This is a genomic window from Shimia aestuarii (assembly GCF_022814865.1).
GTDB lineage: Bacteria > Pseudomonadota > Alphaproteobacteria > Rhodobacterales > Rhodobacteraceae > Shimia > Shimia aestuarii_A.
Genome location: NZ_JAKVRD010000005.1, coordinates 1 through 16,591 on the forward strand (window position 1 = coordinate 1; position 16,591 = coordinate 16,591).

General features: G+C 62.3%; 14 protein-coding genes. 5 read left to right on the top strand and 9 right to left on the bottom strand.

Annotated elements, in window-relative coordinates; all coding sequences use genetic code 11:
• Nucleotides 1-171: 171 nt before the first annotated feature.
• The gene (locus MK745_RS06500) at nt 172-933 is read right to left on the bottom strand and encodes an SDR family NAD(P)-dependent oxidoreductase (protein WP_243612472.1); all 762 of its coding nucleotides are present in this window, start codon (nt 931-933) and stop codon (nt 172-174) included.
• The gene (locus tag MK745_RS06505; RefSeq protein ID WP_243612473.1) at nt 930-1,880 is read right to left on the bottom strand and encodes a 3-hydroxyacyl-CoA dehydrogenase family protein; all 951 of its coding nucleotides are present in this window, start codon (nt 1,878-1,880) and stop codon (nt 930-932) included. Before MK745_RS06505 ends, MK745_RS06500 begins: the two co-directional genes overlap by 4 nt.
• A gap of 207 nt (nt 1,881-2,087) precedes the next feature.
• Between MK745_RS06505 and MK745_RS06510 the strand changes: the two genes are divergently transcribed.
• Complete coding sequence (locus MK745_RS06510; RefSeq protein ID WP_243612474.1) at nt 2,088-3,785, top strand: thiamine pyrophosphate-binding protein; 1,698 nt, start codon at nt 2,088-2,090, stop codon at nt 3,783-3,785.
• Between the two features lie 98 nt (nt 3,786-3,883).
• Here MK745_RS06510 and MK745_RS06515 read toward each other — a convergent pair whose 3' ends face one another.
• Both MK745_RS06515 and MK745_RS06520 read right to left on the bottom strand, forming a co-directional pair.
• Nucleotides 3,884-4,654 (bottom strand): SDR family NAD(P)-dependent oxidoreductase, encoded by a 771-nt coding sequence (locus tag MK745_RS06515; protein WP_243612475.1) that lies wholly within the window; start codon nt 4,652-4,654, stop codon nt 3,884-3,886.
• Nucleotides 4,641-6,332, bottom strand: coding sequence for a thiamine pyrophosphate-binding protein (locus MK745_RS06520; RefSeq protein ID WP_243612476.1), 1,692 nt, complete (start codon nt 6,330-6,332; stop codon nt 4,641-4,643). The genes MK745_RS06515 and MK745_RS06520 overlap by 14 nt, the downstream gene beginning before the upstream one ends.
• Nucleotides 6,333-6,605: 273 nt before the next feature.
• Between MK745_RS06520 and MK745_RS06525 the strand changes: the two genes are divergently transcribed.
• Both MK745_RS06525 and MK745_RS06530 read left to right on the top strand, forming a co-directional pair.
• The gene (locus tag MK745_RS06525; protein ID WP_243612477.1) at nt 6,606-7,535 is read left to right on the top strand and encodes an NAD-dependent epimerase/dehydratase family protein; all 930 of its coding nucleotides are present in this window, start codon (nt 6,606-6,608) and stop codon (nt 7,533-7,535) included.
• 174 nt (nt 7,536-7,709) lie between these two features.
• Nucleotides 7,710-8,513 carry an IclR family transcriptional regulator gene (locus MK745_RS06530; protein WP_243612478.1) on the top strand — a complete coding sequence of 268 codons (804 nt, stop codon included), beginning with the start codon at nt 7,710-7,712 and terminating at the stop codon, nt 8,511-8,513.
• 11 nt (nt 8,514-8,524) lie between these two features.
• On the opposite strand, the gene MK745_RS06535 is transcribed toward MK745_RS06530, so the two are convergent.
• From MK745_RS06535 to MK745_RS06555, 5 genes are all read right to left on the bottom strand, one after another.
• Nucleotides 8,525-9,349: a thioesterase family protein gene (locus tag MK745_RS06535; RefSeq protein WP_243612479.1), complete on the bottom strand. Its 825-nt coding sequence runs from the start codon at nt 9,347-9,349 to the stop codon at nt 8,525-8,527.
• Between the two features lie 104 nt (nt 9,350-9,453).
• A complete protein-coding gene (locus tag MK745_RS06540) occupies nt 9,454-10,533 on the bottom strand; it encodes an acyl-CoA dehydrogenase family protein (protein ID WP_243612480.1) in 1,080 nt (359 codons plus the stop codon).
• A gap of 13 nt (nt 10,534-10,546) precedes the next feature.
• Entirely contained in the window at nt 10,547-11,704 is a 1,158-nt protein-coding gene (locus MK745_RS06545; RefSeq protein WP_243612481.1) for an acyl-CoA dehydrogenase family protein, read from the bottom strand.
• Nucleotides 11,701-13,890, bottom strand: coding sequence for an acetate--CoA ligase family protein (locus MK745_RS06550; RefSeq protein ID WP_243612482.1), 2,190 nt, complete (start codon nt 13,888-13,890; stop codon nt 11,701-11,703). The genes MK745_RS06545 and MK745_RS06550 overlap by 4 nt, the downstream gene beginning before the upstream one ends.
• 118 nt (nt 13,891-14,008) lie before the next feature.
• The gene (locus tag MK745_RS06555) at nt 14,009-14,818 is read right to left on the bottom strand and encodes an IclR family transcriptional regulator (protein ID WP_243612483.1); all 810 of its coding nucleotides are present in this window, start codon (nt 14,816-14,818) and stop codon (nt 14,009-14,011) included.
• Nucleotides 14,819-15,003: 185 nt separating this feature from the next.
• Between MK745_RS06555 and MK745_RS06560 the strand changes: the two genes are divergently transcribed.
• Nucleotides 15,004-15,432 carry a Zn-ribbon domain-containing OB-fold protein gene (locus MK745_RS06560; protein ID WP_243612484.1) on the top strand — a complete coding sequence of 143 codons (429 nt, stop codon included), beginning with the start codon at nt 15,004-15,006 and terminating at the stop codon, nt 15,430-15,432.
• On the top strand, nt 15,429-16,586 hold the full coding sequence (locus tag MK745_RS06565; protein WP_243612485.1) for an acetyl-CoA acetyltransferase: 1,158 nt from the start codon (nt 15,429-15,431) through the stop codon (nt 16,584-16,586). Before MK745_RS06560 ends, MK745_RS06565 begins: the two co-directional genes overlap by 4 nt.
• Nucleotides 16,587-16,591: the final 5 nt, after the last annotated feature.

Below are 16,591 nucleotides of genomic sequence, written 5' to 3' on the forward strand. Positions count from 1 at the left end.
CGCGGAAACAAATCCGAAATCGGCATGAACGCCGACCCGATAATCCCAAACGCATGCTCAATTCCATGCATCTGCAACGTCTTCACAAAAGCTTCTTCGGTCGTCATCTTCATCTCAGAGGTGTCCTTTATCACTAGATATCGATTGTTTCTGGGCCGCCATTGCAGCGCATCAGAGCGTCATACCGCCATCCACCACCAACACATGGCCGGTCACCATGCTGGCACCCGCGCAGAGATAGAGCGCGGCTTCGGCGATATCGTCCGGTGTCGAGCGGCGTTTCAGCACGGATTGATCCCGCGCCCATTGCTTGCGTTCTTCGGGCCAATCTTCCGTCCATGGCGTGCTTGTCTGCCCGGGAGCAACTGCGTTGACGCGCACGTCGGGCGCCAACCCGCGAGCAAGGCCGCGGGTCAGGCTCACCAAGCCAGATTTGCTGGCGGCATAGGCAATCGAGCTGCCTTGCTCCCCGATCCCGGCGATGGAGGTGATGTTTACGACGGCCCCGCGACGCTCTTTCAAGGCGCCAGCGGCGGCATGTGCACACCGAAACGCACCGATCAGGTTGGTATTGAGCAGAAGCTGCCAGAACTCCTCGGTCATCTTATCCAGCTCCGAGGGCGGGATCTTGTCGGCGGTGCCTGCTGTGCCAGCGTTGTTGATGAGGAAGTCCAGCCCCCCCATGTGTGCGATCGCGGCCTCGACCATGGCCTCGGCATTTCCCGGGACGGATACGTTGCCCGGTGCCGAAATCACATCAAGCCCCTGCGAAGTCAATTCGGCGACCTTAGCCGGGCCCGCCGGATCGGACTCCAGATGGTTGATCGCCACGCGGGCGCCCATCTCGGCCAGCATGGTCACGGTCGCAAGTCCGATGCCCGACGCGCCGCCCGTCACCAGCGCACATTTTCCCTTGAGGTCTGCCTTGATCACCTGTCTTCCTCCTTCAAATCCGCAAATAGCGCCTTCAACCGCAAGAGCTTTAGGTCGCGTGCATGAAACAACGTCTCAACCGGCGCATCGCCGTAGTCGAAGAACCCGGCACCTGCGCGGACCCCGGACCGCCCAGCCGCGATCAGGCGATCAAGCACCGGGGTTTCGCCTGTGTTCTCGGGCGGTTGATAGCTGCGACCGGCAATGCCATTGCGCACCATCTCAAGCCCGGTGAAATCCATCTTTCGCATGTGCCCTAAGACCGCCAACCGATGCACAAGCCCGTGCTGGATCGAGAGGTCAATCGTCTCAGGCGTGGCCCAGCCGTCCTCGATCATCCGCAGACATTCGAGGTTCAACGCCGCCTGAAGACGATTTGCGACATAGCCGGGAACCAGCGTATCGAACACGACGGGCACTTTGCCGAACCCTTCGTAGAGGGCGCGCAGCTCGGTGATCACTTGGTGATCGGTATCAGGGCCGGGTGCCAGGTCCACAAGATCGACGATATAGGGAGGCGTATACCAATGCGCGACGGCCGCCCTTGATTGCCGGGCATTGGGGATGAGCGGAAAGACATCGAGATACGAGGTATTCGACGCAAGGATCGCCGCCGCAGGCGCATGGGCATCGACCTGCGCAAAAACCGCGCGCTTGATCTCTGGGTCTTCTATCACGGCCTCAACCACGAGGTCCGCCGCCTCGACGGCCGCTGCCAATGTGTCGGCATAGGCGATCCGTTCCACGGCGGCTTTTGCCGATACGGCGCTCTCGGTCCCGGCTTCTTGCAAGGTGGCAAGGGCGGTCTGGATTAGGCTAGGCGCACGCGCCAAGATCTCGGGAGCGTGGTCATAAAGCGTGACATGGCATCCGCCCAATGCATGCACCAAGGCCAAGGCGTGCCCCATGGTGCCCGCTCCAAGGACTGCAACGCGTTCGATCGCCACTGCCTGGTCTCCTCCGCTTGAATCCGGGGCTCTCCTCAGACCGCCCTAGCTCTGCTTCCAAAGCTCGCGGTCCACCCAAGACTATTTTTGAAACTTAATTTCAAAAATTATGCGCCAAAGCTTGAAATCTCAAGCCATAAATGAAACTTTATTTCAAATTTGTTCGGAATCTGACTCTAACCTTAACCTGCAACGGGAAAATTCCTCATGAATACCACACCATGCGAGTCCTCTGACGGCGCACAGTACATCGCCGACTCACTTAAGCAGCTTGGCGTAAGCCACGTCTTCTTCATGGACGCGATCCTGCGCCCCACCTTGGTGCGTATGGAAGAGCACGGGATCACACGCATCCTCGCCCACTCCGAAAAATCGGCCGCCTACATGGCCGACGGCTACGCCCGTGTCAGCAATCGCGTCGGCGTCTGCATGGCGCAATCGGTCGGGGCGGCCAACTTGGCGGCGGGACTACAGGACGCCTATCTCCACCGTGCACCGCTGGTCGCGATGACGGGCCGCAAAGAACCGATGCTGCGCCACCGGAACGCCTATCAAGAGGTGCCGCATACGCCGCTGTTTTCCTCGACAACCAAAGACTCGATGGACGTGGCCGAAGCGCGTGAACTGCCGCACCTTCTGGCCCAAGCTTTCCGCGAGGCGACGGATGGCTCGCCCCGTCCGGTGCACCTCGATCTCAACGGGCTTGGCGGCGAAATCATTGAGAAGGGAGAGGTTCCGAACCCGACGCTCCCCGATGCTGCACTTGGTCGTCTACCAGAACATCGCCCCCTTGCTTCTCCGGCGATGATCAAGGCCGCCGCCGAGCGTCTTGCCAAGGCGAAGCGCCCTGTGCTTGTCGTTGGGGCGGGCGCGATCCAGGTCGACGCCCATGACGAGATCACAGAGATGGTCGAGAAGCTGAACATTCCGATCGCGACCTCGTTGGGCGGACGCACCATCGTGCCAACCACTCATCCCTTGCATATCGGGACCGTCGGCACCTACTCTGCACCGCCGGGCAACCGTCTGGTATACGAGGCCGATCTGGTGATCTATGTCGGCTGCCACGCTGGCGACCAGCCGACCAACAACTACAAGGTGCCTGCACCCGGCACGCCGATCATCCAGATTGATCTCGACGGACAGGAGATCGGGCGCAACTACCCGGATACAACTGCGGTCTGGGGGTGCCCACGTCAGGCCATCGCCGATCTTACCGCGGCCAGCGAACAGGCCGCCGGGTGGTCCGATTGGGCCAAACATGCCGCTGCAGTCGTTGCAGATTGGCGCGCAGAGCTTGCCGCCCTCGCCACTGCCGATGCCGCCCCGATCACTGTTGAACGCCTTTGCCACGAGATTTCGCAGGCATTGCCGGAAGATGGGATCTTGGTCGCCGACACGGGCTATTCTGGCATCTGGACCGCCACGATGCTCGAACTGCCGCTCAAAGGGCAGAGCTATCTGCGCGCGGCGGGATCGCTCGGCTGGGCCTTCCCGGCAGCCTTGGGTGCGCAATGCGGCGCCCCGGATCGCCCCGTGGTCTGTTTTTCTGGCGACGGTGCCTTCTACTACCACCTGTCCGAGCTCGAGACCCAACGACGCTGGAACCTGCCTGTGGTGACCGTGATCAACAACAACTCGGGTTTCGGGCAGGGCACGCCGAAGGTGGCCTCGTTCTATGAAGGGCGCGAAGGCGGAAGCCCCGAAGAGATCAACCGCTTCGGCCCCACCGACTTCGCAGCCGTCGCGCGCGATTTCGGGGTCGAGGGCATCCGCATCGAAGATCCAGCCGATCTCGCACCGGCGCTTGCCCGTGCCATTGCCGCGCGCAAACCAGTGCTTCTCGATGTTGTCACTGACATTCACCCGCGTGCGCCTGAAGCTTGGGAGCCTCCCGCGGCCTAACACCCGCCCCAAGCAAGAAACGCGACGCCGCAGAAAACGGCGTCGCGTTTTTCTTTTCACAAAGGCCTGATCCCAATAGATCGGCCCCGGGCTCTCTCCTAGATCACCATCGCCTGACCGCCATTGATATCAAGCGAGGCGCCATTGACGAAACCAGCCTCCTCGGAGGCGAAATAGGCGACCGCTGCGGCGATATCCTCGACGGTGCCATGCCGGCGGACAGGGATCGAGTTCAGAACCTTCTGCCGCTCCGCTTCGGTTTGCCGTTCCGCCAAGAGCCGCTCCACCCGCGCCGTCAGAACCGCCCCCGGGCAAAGCGTGTTACAGGTGATCCCCAGCGGGCCGAACTCCTGTGCGATCTGAAGCGTAAAGGCCTGCATTGCCCCTTTCGAGGCCGCATAGTTCGCACCTGCAAACAGGCTCCCGAACCGCCCGGCCTTTGATCCCATGTTGATCACCCGGCCATAGCCCGCCTTGACCATATACGGCAGGACGGCGCGGGTCGTGCGCACACAGGCCGTGACATTCACGTCCATCACCAGATCCCAATCCTCTTCGCTCTGCTCGAGAAAGCGGAAAGGCGTATGCAGGGATCCACCGATGTTGTTGACCAGAACGTCGATCGGCCCGGCCTCACCCATCTCTGCCACAGCGGCCTCGATGTCTTGCGCGGACGTCATGTCGAGGCAGACCGCACGCAGATCAAGATCGGCCGCCGTCGCTTGCGCCTCAGCCGCTGCCAAGGCCTTCGCGTCCCGGTCCCACACGGTCACCGCCGCGCCTTCCTCGGCCAGGCGCAGGGCCATGCCCAGCCCCAGCCCGCTTCCTGCGGCGGTGATAAGCGCCCTGCGTCCCTCAAAGCGGCGCATTGTCTACCGCCTCATGGTGGCTCGCTTCCGGGTCGACCTTGACATCGACAACCACAGGACCGCCCATCCGGTGCGCCTCTTCAATGGCGTCACGAAGTTCGTCACGGTGATAGACGCTGATACCCTTCGCGCCCATGCCCTCGGCGATCTTGGCGAAATCGGCATCGTTGAAATCAACCGCAATCTGCTTGTCGCCGAGATTGTCCCGCACCATCCCCAGGCCCGCGTTGTTCGAGACGACGAACACCACGTCGAGGTTCTGCTGCACGGCGGTTGGCAACACCTGCACGGTCATCATAAAGCCGCCGTCGCCCGCAAGGCAGGTGACGCGCTTCTGTGGGCGCACGATCTTGGCCGCCGCCGCCGCGGGTCCGCCCCAGCCCATGACACCGGTCCCGCCCGGTACAAGCAACTGTCCGGCATGGGGCATACGCAGGCCAAAGGTCGCCCAGATACGCTGTGCGCCGGCGTCCAGCGCAAGGATATCATCCGGCCCAAGGAACTCCTGCAATCCGCGCACCACGTCGGTGTGGTGCACCGTGCCCTGTGCTGCTGGCAGGTCCGGCATATCGAAATAGCCGTTGCGGGTTTTGATATCCAAGCCCGCTTCGATCCGCGCCTTGGCCCGTTCTTCCGACAGGCCAATCTCAGAGAGCATCGCGAGCACATCTGCCACGTCCCCTGTGATCGCCTGATCGACAGGATAGACCCAGCCCGCATTGCGCGGGTCGATATCGACCTGCACCAAGGTCTGATCGCCGGGCCGGATCATTCCGGGATCGCGGAACCGGGTGTAGTCCGGTCCCATCGAGGCCCCCAACATCACAACAAGATCCGCCTGCGCCACCATCCGGTTGGCCGTGCGGTGGCCCCAGGTGCCCATCATCCCGGCGCAGACCGGCGAGGTCTCGGGGATGACGCCCTTGGCGTTGTAGCTCGTGACGACCATGATACCGGCCTTCTCGGCCAAGGCTTGAAGCGCCCCGCCTGCCTCGGCGGTCACGATGCCGTTCCCGGCCACGATCACGGGCCGCTCGGCCTTGTCCAAAAGCGTGGCCAACTGCGCCACCGCCGCCGGATCTGGCCGCGAGGGCGTATAGGAGAGATAGCCTGCACTCGGATAGATCACCGGCTTGGCATCCTCAGGAAACTCCTGTCGGATGATCGGTGTCTTCATGACAACCGCTGCCGGACCCATCCGCGGCAACGACGCATGCTTGATCGCCATCTGCGTGCCAAAGACCGCTTCTTCCGGGCTTGTCGCATAGGTCGCGTATTTGGTGATCGGCTTGAGCGACGCCAGCGCGTTGGCGCCGCCATAGTCGCCGGTCATCGTCTGGTAGCACCCCATCTGCCCATAGCCGTCATAGTCCGAGGTTTCGGTCAGAACCACCATCGGCGACCCGGCAAAATGCGCCTCGAGAATACCGAGACCGCCCATCGTGGTAATCCAAGGCCCCTGCCCCATGAGAACCGATGGCTTCCCTTCGATCCGACCAGCGGCCTGCGCCATAATCGAAGCGATCCATTCATTGCGGCATAGCACAACATCAAAGTCGTCCTTTGCATCATAGAAGGCCGGCAAGGACCAGGTCACCCCAAGCCCAGGCAGGGTAAATGCCCGCTCTACGCCGCTTTCTATCAACGTGCGCACCACCATTTCATTCGTCTTTGGCATCTGTCCGGTCCTCTCCCGTTGCCGTCGGCCTGCCATATTCATCGTGCCGACGCTTCTGTTCGACGGCCAAGCTAACGGTTTCGAAATTGGCTTGCAATTATTTTTGAAATTGTGTTTTAAATTTATTTATCAGCACGGCGATGCAAGCGACCCACCACGGCCAAGGGAATAGAAACCTTGGATAAATCCGCGATCAGAGGTTCGCAAAGTGTAACCCGCGCCGCCAAATCGCGACCCGATCGAGGTCTGCAACACGTCAAGAAGGGACAATCAATGACAGCGAAGGAACGGGTTTTCATCACCGGCGCCACGGGGTTCCTCGGCTCATGGATCATTGCTCGGATGGTCGAACACGGGGTCGAGGTCGTCGCCACCGATGTCAGCGACAACTACGCGCGTCTGACCGCCCTGCGCCCTGATCTGAGCCCTGACCAGAACCCGGCACTCATCGATTTCCGACACTGCGATGTCACCGATGCGGCCCAAATCGAAAGCCTGATCGCCGAAACACGGCCCACCGGCATCATCCATTTGGCCGCCCTGCAGATTCCCCAGTGTCGAGAAATGCCGGGGCTGGCGGTCTCGGTGAATATTGGGGGCCACATCAACATGTTCGAAGCCGCGCGCAAGGCCGGGGTCGAAAGGGTGATCTACACCAGTTCCATCGCCGCCAAGCCGCGCGGCCCCGCCAATGCGCCGTCCAACCTCTACGGTGTGTTCAAAAAGACAGACGAAGAAATCGCGCGCATCTATTGGGATGACTATCAGATGTCGAGCCTCGGATTGCGCCCATATGTCGTCTACGGCGTCGGGCGTGACGATGGCGAAACCTCGGCCATTACCCGCGCCATCGAGGCCGCTGCCCTTGGTCGCCCGTATGAAATTCCCTTCTCCACAAGAAGCTGCTTTCAATTCGCAGGGGACGTGGCCGATGTCTTCGTCAAGGCCGCCTCGGCCTCGTGGAACGGCGCGCTGCTCTCGGACATCTCGGAAACCACCCACAGCACCGACGAGGTGCTCGCTGCGATCCACGCCGAGGTGCCGGGCGCCAGGGTCACCTGCGCCGACACCGTGCGGATATCGCCCAGTGACGGTTTCGAGACCTCTGCCCTGCGCCAAGTGATTGGCGACATCGAAGAGCGCCCCTTGCAGGAAGGCGTGCGCGAAACGATTGAACTTTATCGCCAAATCGCGGCGCGCTGAGGCTGAAACTCCTGCCAGTTTGCCCCGTTTCGCGATCCTTGCACGATAGGTGCCCGAGCTTTCGGCGTTTGCTTTGCGAAGCGCCAATAGCTATGAGGTTCCATTAGATTGCAAATCTGTCCGCCAAGGGCCCCTACGCCTCGCGGCGCGGACTTCCAGCACGGGACGGCATAAGTGAAGAGAAAAGACTCCCCGCCAGCAGAAAGCGGCCAGAAGGATTACAGGATCAACTCCGGCCTGGCTCGCGGGTTGGCCGTGCTCAAGGCCTTCGGACCCGACAACCGCCCGATCGGCAATGCGGAAATCTCTGCCCGTGTGAACCTGCCCAAGGCCACTGTCTCGCGTCTGACCTTTACCCTGACGGAATTGGGCTACCTCAATCACGACGAAGAAACCGGCTGGTATTCGCTCGGGCCTTCGGTTCTGACACTGGGCTATGATGTCATGGCACAGATGGAAATCCGTGACATCGCGCGCCCCTATATGCAGGAACTGGCCAATTACGCCGATGCGTCGGTCTATCTCGGGACGCTGAGCGGCTCTGAACTGATCTATGTCGAGGCCTGCCGCACCCCCGCCTCTATGGCGATCCGGCTGGGCGTCGGCTCCCGCATCCCACTGTTCACAACGGGCATGGGACGCGCCTTCATGGCGACCATCCCCGCGAAAGAGCGCGAGGCCCTGATTGCCAAGATCTCTCCGGACTATGGCGAGGACTGGCCCAAGGTCGAGGCCGATTTGCACCGCGCCATCGACTACGCCAACACCCACGGCTTTGCCCTGAGTGGCGGTGACTGGATCGCCGAGGCCAATTCCGCCGGCACCGTGATTCGCCGCGCCGATGGCTATCCGCTCTATGGCATCAACGTCGGCGGGCTCCGCTCGATTGTCTCAACCGAACGGCTTGAGAAAGATCTCGGCCCGCGGCTCGTTGAATGTGCGCGGCAAATCGAACAGGTGGCCCGCGGCATCCTCTGAGATGCGCCTCCTCAGCCGGTGATCCTGAGCTCTTCCGGCAAAGGCACGGCCCTCCGGGTGTCGTGATCAAGCAGGATCGACAGGACTTCGCCCACGGCGACGCACTCCCCCGTGAGCGCATCTTCGATCTGGTGCCCAAAGCGGTAGATCTTGTTTCCAAGCTCAATCGCATGGCTGGTCTGGCGCAAAACCGCGCCGGGCTGGGGCGACCGCAGGCAATCGAGTTTCATTTCCAGCACCACACGCCCAAGACCCCGCTCCCGCAGCCAGCCCGTATCCGCACCGATCAAGGACCAGGCGATCTGTCCGCCGTTGCTAAAGCTGGAAATCAACCGCTCGGCCCGCCATGCGCCAGTGTGATCAAGGTCGGATGGCATCACCTGCGTGATACATGAGACCAGCGCCTGTCCCGCCTCGATCCGCTTTTCCATATCCGCAACCGACGCCCCCGGCCCAAGCGCCAATCCACGTGGCGCCACCTCCGGAAACTCGGAGAGCGGCACAGGGTTCAGCCCCGGCGCTTCCCCCTCAAGACGATCCAACGTGCTGCAATTCAACGCACTACCGTCCACCGTGAGCCGATGCATCAAGTACATCGCGCCATCCGGCCCCTGCACCGGCAGGGTAAAGATACGCGCCACATCGTCGGCATAAAGTTCGCGATGAAATCGGGTATGCGCAGACACCATCGCCGTGCCAGATAGCCCATGGCGCATGCGAAAATAGGCCCCGGCCTCTCGAAACCGCTGGTGGAAGAACTGTACGTTCAAATGCTGGTTGGAATCGCATTCCCAGGCCTGAACGGTCCCTACATGGGTCAGATCGCCTTCCAACATTTCCCTCTCCTCGCCTCTTCCACTGTCGGGCGCCCAATCGGCACACCGCGCGTCAAACTGAGCAACACTCTTCCCAGAGGAAGACCCCCTGTCAAAGCGTGACGTCACGCCGCCGCGTTGAATCGCTCCAAGTGCTGCTGCCGATTGCCGCCAAGCTGGGCCAAGACCAAAAGCCGTTTGACCATGTGCCCCACCGGCAATTCATCGGTCACCCCCATGCCGCCGTGCAACTGCACCGCATCACGCTGCACTTTGCGCGCGTTATCCGAGATCTTTACCCGAGCCGCCGAGATCAGCCGCGCTCGGAAGGCGTCATCTTTGCTTTCCTGCGCCTCAGCGGCCAATTGCAACATCGAACGCGCCTCTTCGCGGGCAATGAACATATCAGCCATCCGGTGCTGCACGGCCTGAAACCGGCCAATCGGGCGGCCAAACTGTTCTCGCAACTTCACATAGTCCAAGGTCGCACGATAAAGCGCATCAATCACACCCGCGCTCTCGGCAAGAATGGCCACACGGCCCATATCTGCCCCGAACCGCAGGGCCGCGCCGATGTCGGCAATGGTATCGGCCTCGCGCACGGTCACGCCGTCAAACACCACCCGCGCCACCGGCTGACCATCGAGGAGACGATAGCGCTCGACCTGCGCCGCGGTCGCAGGCACCGGACAGAGAACCTCTGCCCCATCCCGCTCTGCCACGACCCAGAAGGTCGCCGCGATATTCCCCCCCATGACAAGCGGCGACGTCCCGGAAAGCTTTAGCGTCCCGTCATCGCTCCGCGCCGTGATAGGCTTGCCCCGCGCGCCCTCTGCCATCACGTCAATCCGCGCGCCGGACAGGATCGGGTCAAGCGTGTCCTGCGCCTGCGCCTCTGGCAAAGCCCGCGCCAGCGTGGCCGCGCATTGCATCACCGCGCTCACCGGTTCCAACACCAACCCGGCGCCAAGCGCCTCTAGCAAACCGGTGATCTGCACCGGCTGAAGGCCTAGCCCTCCGAGCGCCTCTGGAAGTGGTGCCGCCAGCCAGCCGAGCTCGGCCATGTCCGCCCAATTCTTCTGCGCCAGTGTCTCATCCGCCAGCATCGCTGCGCGCTGCGCCAACCCGTAGCGATCCGCCACGAAACGCTCTGCCGTCTCCCGCAGAAGCGTCGCCTCTTCCGAGGGAATATCAAACCTGATCATCTTGTTGCCCTCCTCAAAGCCCAAGCACCTGGCCAGCGAGAATCCCTCGCTGAATTTCATTGCTGCCGCCGTAAATCGATAGTTTGCGCCAGTTGAGGAACTGATAGGCCACGTTCTCAAACGGCTCTTCCGCGCAGGGGCTTTCCCGTTCCGGCAACATCGCCGGGCCCGCCACATCGAGCATCAATTCGGTCAAGCCCTGCTGAACTTCGGTGCCCCGCACCTTGAGAAGCGATGTCTCCGCCCCGATCCGCTCGCCCGCCTCTGCCGCAGCCAAGAGCCGTAGCGTAAATGCTTCAATCGCCATGACGTCGATCTCGAACCCTGCCAAAGCCGCGACAATCGCCGGGTCATCGGCGCGCCCGGCGGCTTCTGCCATGATCCGCACGCGCTGCAAAAGGTGCTTCGAACGGCCAACGCCGCCGATCCCAAGCCGTTCATGCTCGAGAAGCGCCTTGGCATAGGTCCAGCCTTTGTTGACCTCGCCCACAACCATGTCATCGGGGACGAACACATCGTCGAGGAATATCTCGTTCACCTCTTCGGTCCCGTCCGCAAGCCGGATCGGGCGACGCGACACACCCGGTGACGCCATATCGACCAACATCATCGAGATGCCTTCCTGCTTCTTCACCTCCGGGTCGGTACGCACCAGGCAGAAGATCCAGTTGGCGTATTGCGCGTAGGTCGTCCATGTCTTGGAACCTGAGAGCTTCCAGCCCCCCTCGCATCGCACCGCCCGCATCCGCAACGAGGCAAGGTCCGACCCTGCCCCGGGTTCGCTAAACCCCTGACACCACCAGTCCTCTCCCGACAGGATTCGCGGCAGGAACCGCGTCCGCTGCGCCTCGCTGCCAAACCGCATCAGGATCGGCCCGATCATCTTGAGACCGAAGCCAGGCAAGGGCGGCGTGTGGAGACGGAACATCTCTTCATCTGCGATCAGCCGCTCGCGCGCCGACCACCCCGGCCCGCCGTGTTCTGCGGGCCAGGCCGGTGCCACCCAGCCTTTTTCGTAAAGGCTGCGCTGCCAACGCGCGAAATCCTCACGTGCCAGAGGCGCCCCCAACGCGACCTTCTCGCGCGTTTCTGGGTGCAGGGTCTTGGCAACGAAATCCCGGATCTCGGCACGGAAAGCCGCGTCCTCTGCACTGTTCAGAAGATCGCTCATTCCGCGCCCTCCGTCTTGACGATCAACGCATCCACCGCGACGCAGCCTTCACCATCCGGCAAGACAAGCAGCGGGTTGATATCAATGCTCTCGATCTCGTCCGCATGGGCAACGGCAAGCTGCGACAACCGCAGTACCGCCTCCTCCAACGCGCCCCGATCGGCTGCCGGGCTGCCACGGAATCCCGCCAGCAAATCGCCCAGACGTGTTTCGTCGATCATCTCTGCAACATCGCGGTGCGAGAGCGGCGCGCGGCGCAGCGCGACGTCGTTCATCAACTCGGTCATGATGCCGCCCACCCCCAGAAGAACCATGGGCCCAAAGACGGGATCATTCTGAACCCCGAGGATAGCCTCGACCCCGCCCTTGACCATTTTCTGCACAAGGCACGGCGCCGGCGCTCCGTTCAGGGTCTGGCCACTGAGCTTCTTGCTCAGGTCCGCAAAGGCGTCTTGAACGTCCTGCGGCCCCGAGAGACCCAGATGCACCAAACCGGCTTCGGTTTTGTGTTCGAAATCATCCGCAAGCCCCTTCATCACAACCGGATAGCCAATCGACTCCGCCGCCTTCAAAGCATCGGCCTCGGTCGTCACCAACGCTTCGCCGACCATCGGCATGCCATAGGCCGCCAGTGCCGCCTTCGCCGCATATTCCGAAACGCTGCGCCCATGCCCGGCAAGGTTCTGGCACACTGTCGCGCCCGCATCCGCCTCAAGCAAATGCTCCACCGGCGCCTCGCGGCCCCTCTCTCTGCGTTCGTGATAGTCGATGAACCGTTTCAACGCCCGCAACATCGGCTGACTGCCGCGGAACACGGGCACCGAACCATCCTCGACCAACGCGTCATACCCCGCCTCGACGACCTTACCGCCATCATAGACCGCGATCACAGGCTTGCCTGCGCGCTTTGCCACCTCAAGCAGTGGCCCCGTCAGGCGATCTCGCCATGCCTCGCGCACCTGGTGAATGAAGACCACCATGATATCGGTGTTCTCATCGTCCAGCACGGCCTCAAGCGCTGCCCCCCAACGCTCTGGGTGGGTCATCACATTGCCCGAAAGATCGAGCGGATTTGCCGGCGGCGTGAAATCCAGCAGCGGTTTGAGACGCGCCACGGTCTCGTCGCTGAAGTCCTCCAGCTCGAGCCCCAACGCATCGGCCTGATCTGCGGTCACCCCGCTCCAGCCGCCCGAGAATGTCACCACGGAAATCCGCTTACCGCGCGGCGCGTGGCATTTCTCGAACAAAGCCGCCACATCGGCGAGTTCCAGCGGATCATCCACTGAAACGATATTTTCCTGCCGGAACACGGCCTCATAGGTGCGGAACGCCCCCGCCAACTTTCCGGTATGCGCCAGCGCTGTGCTTGCCGCGCGCTGGCTCCGGCCGAGCTTCATCACGATCAACGGCTTGTCGGCCTCTTGTGCCCGCGCCGCAAGATCAAGGAAGCGCGATGGCGTCCGCAACCCTTCAAGCACCATGCACACCGACGCAATCTGGGGATCCTGAAGCGCCCAACGCGCATAATCGGCGGCTTCCACATTCAACTCGTTGCCTGTCGAAACCAGATAGCGCATGTGCACGCCCTGATCGTGCGCCCGCGCCAGCAACACCATGAGCAACTGCCCGCTTTGGGAAATCAGCGCCGTCCGCCCGGGCGAAAGGTCCGCCGGGAAGGTTGCCGAGGTCAGCCCCATGAAACCGCTCTCGAGATTGGCAAGGCCAAGGCAGTTCGGCCCGCAAATGGCGATCCGGTTGCGGTTGGCGACCTCGCGAAGTTGCTCCTCAAGCGCCTTGCCCTCTTCGCCTGTCTCGCCGAAACCCGAGGCAAGGATCACCGCCCCGCGCACACCCTTACGGCCGCATTCCTCAAGGATTTGCGGCAACGCCCGTTGCGGCACGAACATGAGCGCCGCGTCGACATCGCCGGGGATCGCTTCGACCGACGGGTAGCAGGGGATGCCATGAAGCTCGTCATACTTCGGATTGACGGGGTAGATATCGCCGGAAAACCCAAGCCGCCGCAGAACCGGCAGAGCCGCACCACTCCATCCTTCGGTATTGGCGCTCGCCCCGATCACCGCGACACTACGCGGGTTCAGCAATCCCGAAAGCTGTTCAAATATCTCTGGCGTCCCCGCCCCTTCCGCTGCCGCAGATGTCGCGCGTGATGCATCCGGTGCCATTGCTCTCTCCCTCCACAAGATTCGTCGCGAAGGTATCCATGAAGCAGGAGGGGCGTCAATAATATTTTAAAATCTGTGTCCGCATTGCGAACATTGAGCCGCGACCAAGTGGAACTCCCTAGTCCGGATAGAGGCGCCGCAACCGCATTCGGATCATCTGGGCCGTCGAAAGCAAGGCTGCTGCATATTCCTCCTCAACCCGATCAGGCGTGAGCACCGACGACAGACCCGAAAGCGAAAGCAATAGAGGATCTCCATCATCAGCAACGCGGATCGTGGTCGCGACGGCGTTGATCTCGGGCCACCACGCCCCAAAAGAGGCTGTGTAGCCATGGCTCGCAAACCGTTCGACCTCGGCAAGCACCCCCTCGCGCAACGCCGGGGATGGCGCGTCTTGCTCCGCCTCCAGCCGTGCAAGCGCCTCTTGCCTCTGCGCCTCGGGCATCTCGGCCAGATAGGCCCGCCCGATCGCTGTCGGCAGGTAAGGCAGCAACGCCCCAACCTCGAGATTGAGAACGATCGCCTCCGGTCGACGCACCAGCTCCAGATAGCGCACCCCACCATCCACAGGGATGCCCAGCGCCACAGAAAAAGGCCCCAACTCGGAAAGCGCCTCCATCGCGGGGCGCATGATATCGCGCAAACCGGTGCTGGCGAATCCGGCCTGGCTTAGCTCGAAAACCCGCGCCGTAAGGCTGTAGCGGGATGTGCGCGGATGATAGGCAAGATAGCGGAGCTTCCGTAGCGTGTGGGTAAAGCGCGCCACGGTCGGACGCGGCATCCCGGTGCGGTCGGCAAGCTCCTGATTGCTCAGAGCGCGATCCTCTGGACGAAAGGCCGTCAAGATCGCAAGCCCCTTCTCCAGAGACGCCACGAACTGCCGGTCCGCACCGCCCTCTGCTTTGCCGTTGGATGCCTCGCCCGCCATTCACCGCCCTCTCTTGGATATCATCTCAATTGATACGGTGACGCGCCAAGCCGCGCAACCGCCGCGGCTTCACAGGCGCGATTCACTTCCTCGCACAATCTACTTTTTAAAATTATTGTTTGCATTGCAGACGCATATTGCGCAAGAACCCTAGTCATCGAACTCTGCGCAACAGGGAGGACAGCATGAGTCACACCGGACAGGATACCGACCCGGCGGTCGCCCCGGCCTCGGGGCCGGACCACGAATTCCAAACCCATGTGGCGGATGGCAAGCTCTGGCTGCAACATTGCAAGGACTGCGACACAGCGATCTTCATGCCGCGCGTCCTCTGCCCATCCTGCGCCTCCCTAGCCCTTGAGTGGCGTCCGGCCTCCGGCCTTGGCACCATCTATTCGCAAGCAACACTGCGCCCTCGGGCCAAGCCCGGCGCGCCCGAACGGCCTCCGCACTCCGTCGTCCTTGTCGATCTTGATGAGGGGCCGCGGATGATGAGTCACCTTCCCGGCGTCTCACCCGAAGACATCCACATCGGGATGCGCGTGCGGGCGCGCATTGATGGCGACACCGGCAGCCACCTCGTTGCCTTTTTCCCCGAGGAGAGCCAGCCATGACATCTCCTTCCCCCCTTCGCGGCAAATCCGCCATCGTCGGCGTCGGTACGGCAGGTCTCGGCGAGGCCCCCGGCTTCAACGCGATGGACATTCAGGCCCTCGCCGTGCGCGCTGCGCTCGATGATGCTGGCCTGTCCCTGACCGATGTTGATGGCCTCTTCTGTGCCAACATGAGCCATACCTTCCCGGCGATCTCGACCGTCGAGTATCTCGGCCTCAATCCCCGCTGGATCGACGGCACCAATACCGGCGGCTCGAGCTTTGTCGCCCACGCGCTCTCGGCAACAATGGCCCTCGAAGCGGGCCTTTGCGACGTGGCACTTATCTGCTACGGCGCGACAATGCGGTCCGGTGCGGGCCGCATGGTCCCCCCGGCAGAACAGCCCGCATATGAAGTGCCGCATGGCCCGCGCTACCCGATGACAGCCTACGCGCTGGCCGCAGCGCGCCACATGGCCCAATTCGGCACCACCCGCGAACAACTCGCCGCCGTCGCCGTTGCCGCGCGTGATTGGGCCCGCCTCAACCCCGACGCCTTCGAAAGAGACCCGCTGAGCGTCGAGGAGGTGCTCGCCTCGCGCATGGTGATGGAACCGCTGAGCCTGCGGGATTGCTGCCTGCTGACCGATGGGGCCGGTGCCATCGTCATGACCCGCGCCGACCGCGCCCGCGACCTCGCACACAAGCCCGCCTATTTCCTCGGCGGCGGCGTGGCGTCTTACAACCGCGCGATCTCTGAAATGCCGGACCTGACCAGCACCGCCGCCAAAGACTCCGGCAAACGCGCATTCACCATGGCAGGGCTCTCACAGGGCGATATCGACATCCTGCAACTCTACGATGCCTTTACCATCAATGTGATCCTCTTCCTCGAAGATCTGGGGTTCTGCCCCAAGGGGGAAGGCGGTGCCTTTGTCCAAGACGGCCGCATCGCGCCCGGTGGCGCATTGCCGGTGAATACCAATGGCGGCGGCCTCTCGTTCTGCCATCCGGGCATGTATGGCGTCTTTACCCTGATCGAAGCCACTCGCCAGCTGCGCGGCGCGGCCGAGGCCCGGCAGGTCGACAAGGCCGACACTGTGCTCTGCCACGGCAACGGCATCACGCTGTCGCACCAGGCCACCGCCATCTTCGGAAGTGACAACGCACTCTAACCTAG

Bases quoted from the DNA above. Each gene is read 5' to 3' on its own strand.
- MK745_RS06520 (WP_243612476.1), bottom strand. From the start codon at position 6,332: ATGCCAAAGACGAATGAAATGGTGGTGCGCACGTTGATAGAAAGCGGC.
- MK745_RS06525 (WP_243612477.1), top strand. From the start codon at position 6,606: ATGACAGCGAAGGAACGGGTTTTCATCACCGGCGCCACGGGGTTCCTC.
- MK745_RS06550 (WP_243612482.1), bottom strand. From the start codon at position 13,890: ATGGCACCGGATGCATCACGCGCGACATCTGCGGCAGCGGAAGGGGCG.
- MK745_RS06565 (WP_243612485.1), top strand. From the start codon at position 15,429: ATGACATCTCCTTCCCCCCTTCGCGGCAAATCCGCCATCGTCGGCGTC.
- MK745_RS06555 (WP_243612483.1), bottom strand. From the start codon at position 14,818: ATGGCGGGCGAGGCATCCAACGGCAAAGCAGAGGGCGGTGCGGACCGG.
- MK745_RS06560 (WP_243612484.1), top strand. From the start codon at position 15,004: ATGAGTCACACCGGACAGGATACCGACCCGGCGGTCGCCCCGGCCTCG.
- MK745_RS06535 (WP_243612479.1), bottom strand. From the start codon at position 9,349: ATGTTGGAAGGCGATCTGACCCATGTAGGGACCGTTCAGGCCTGGGAA.
- MK745_RS06515 (WP_243612475.1), bottom strand. From the start codon at position 4,654: ATGCGCCGCTTTGAGGGACGCAGGGCGCTTATCACCGCCGCAGGAAGC.
- MK745_RS06510 (WP_243612474.1), top strand. From the start codon at position 2,088: ATGAATACCACACCATGCGAGTCCTCTGACGGCGCACAGTACATCGCC.
- MK745_RS06545 (WP_243612481.1), bottom strand. From the start codon at position 11,704: ATGAGCGATCTTCTGAACAGTGCAGAGGACGCGGCTTTCCGTGCCGAG.
- MK745_RS06540 (WP_243612480.1), bottom strand. From the start codon at position 10,533: ATGATCAGGTTTGATATTCCCTCGGAAGAGGCGACGCTTCTGCGGGAG.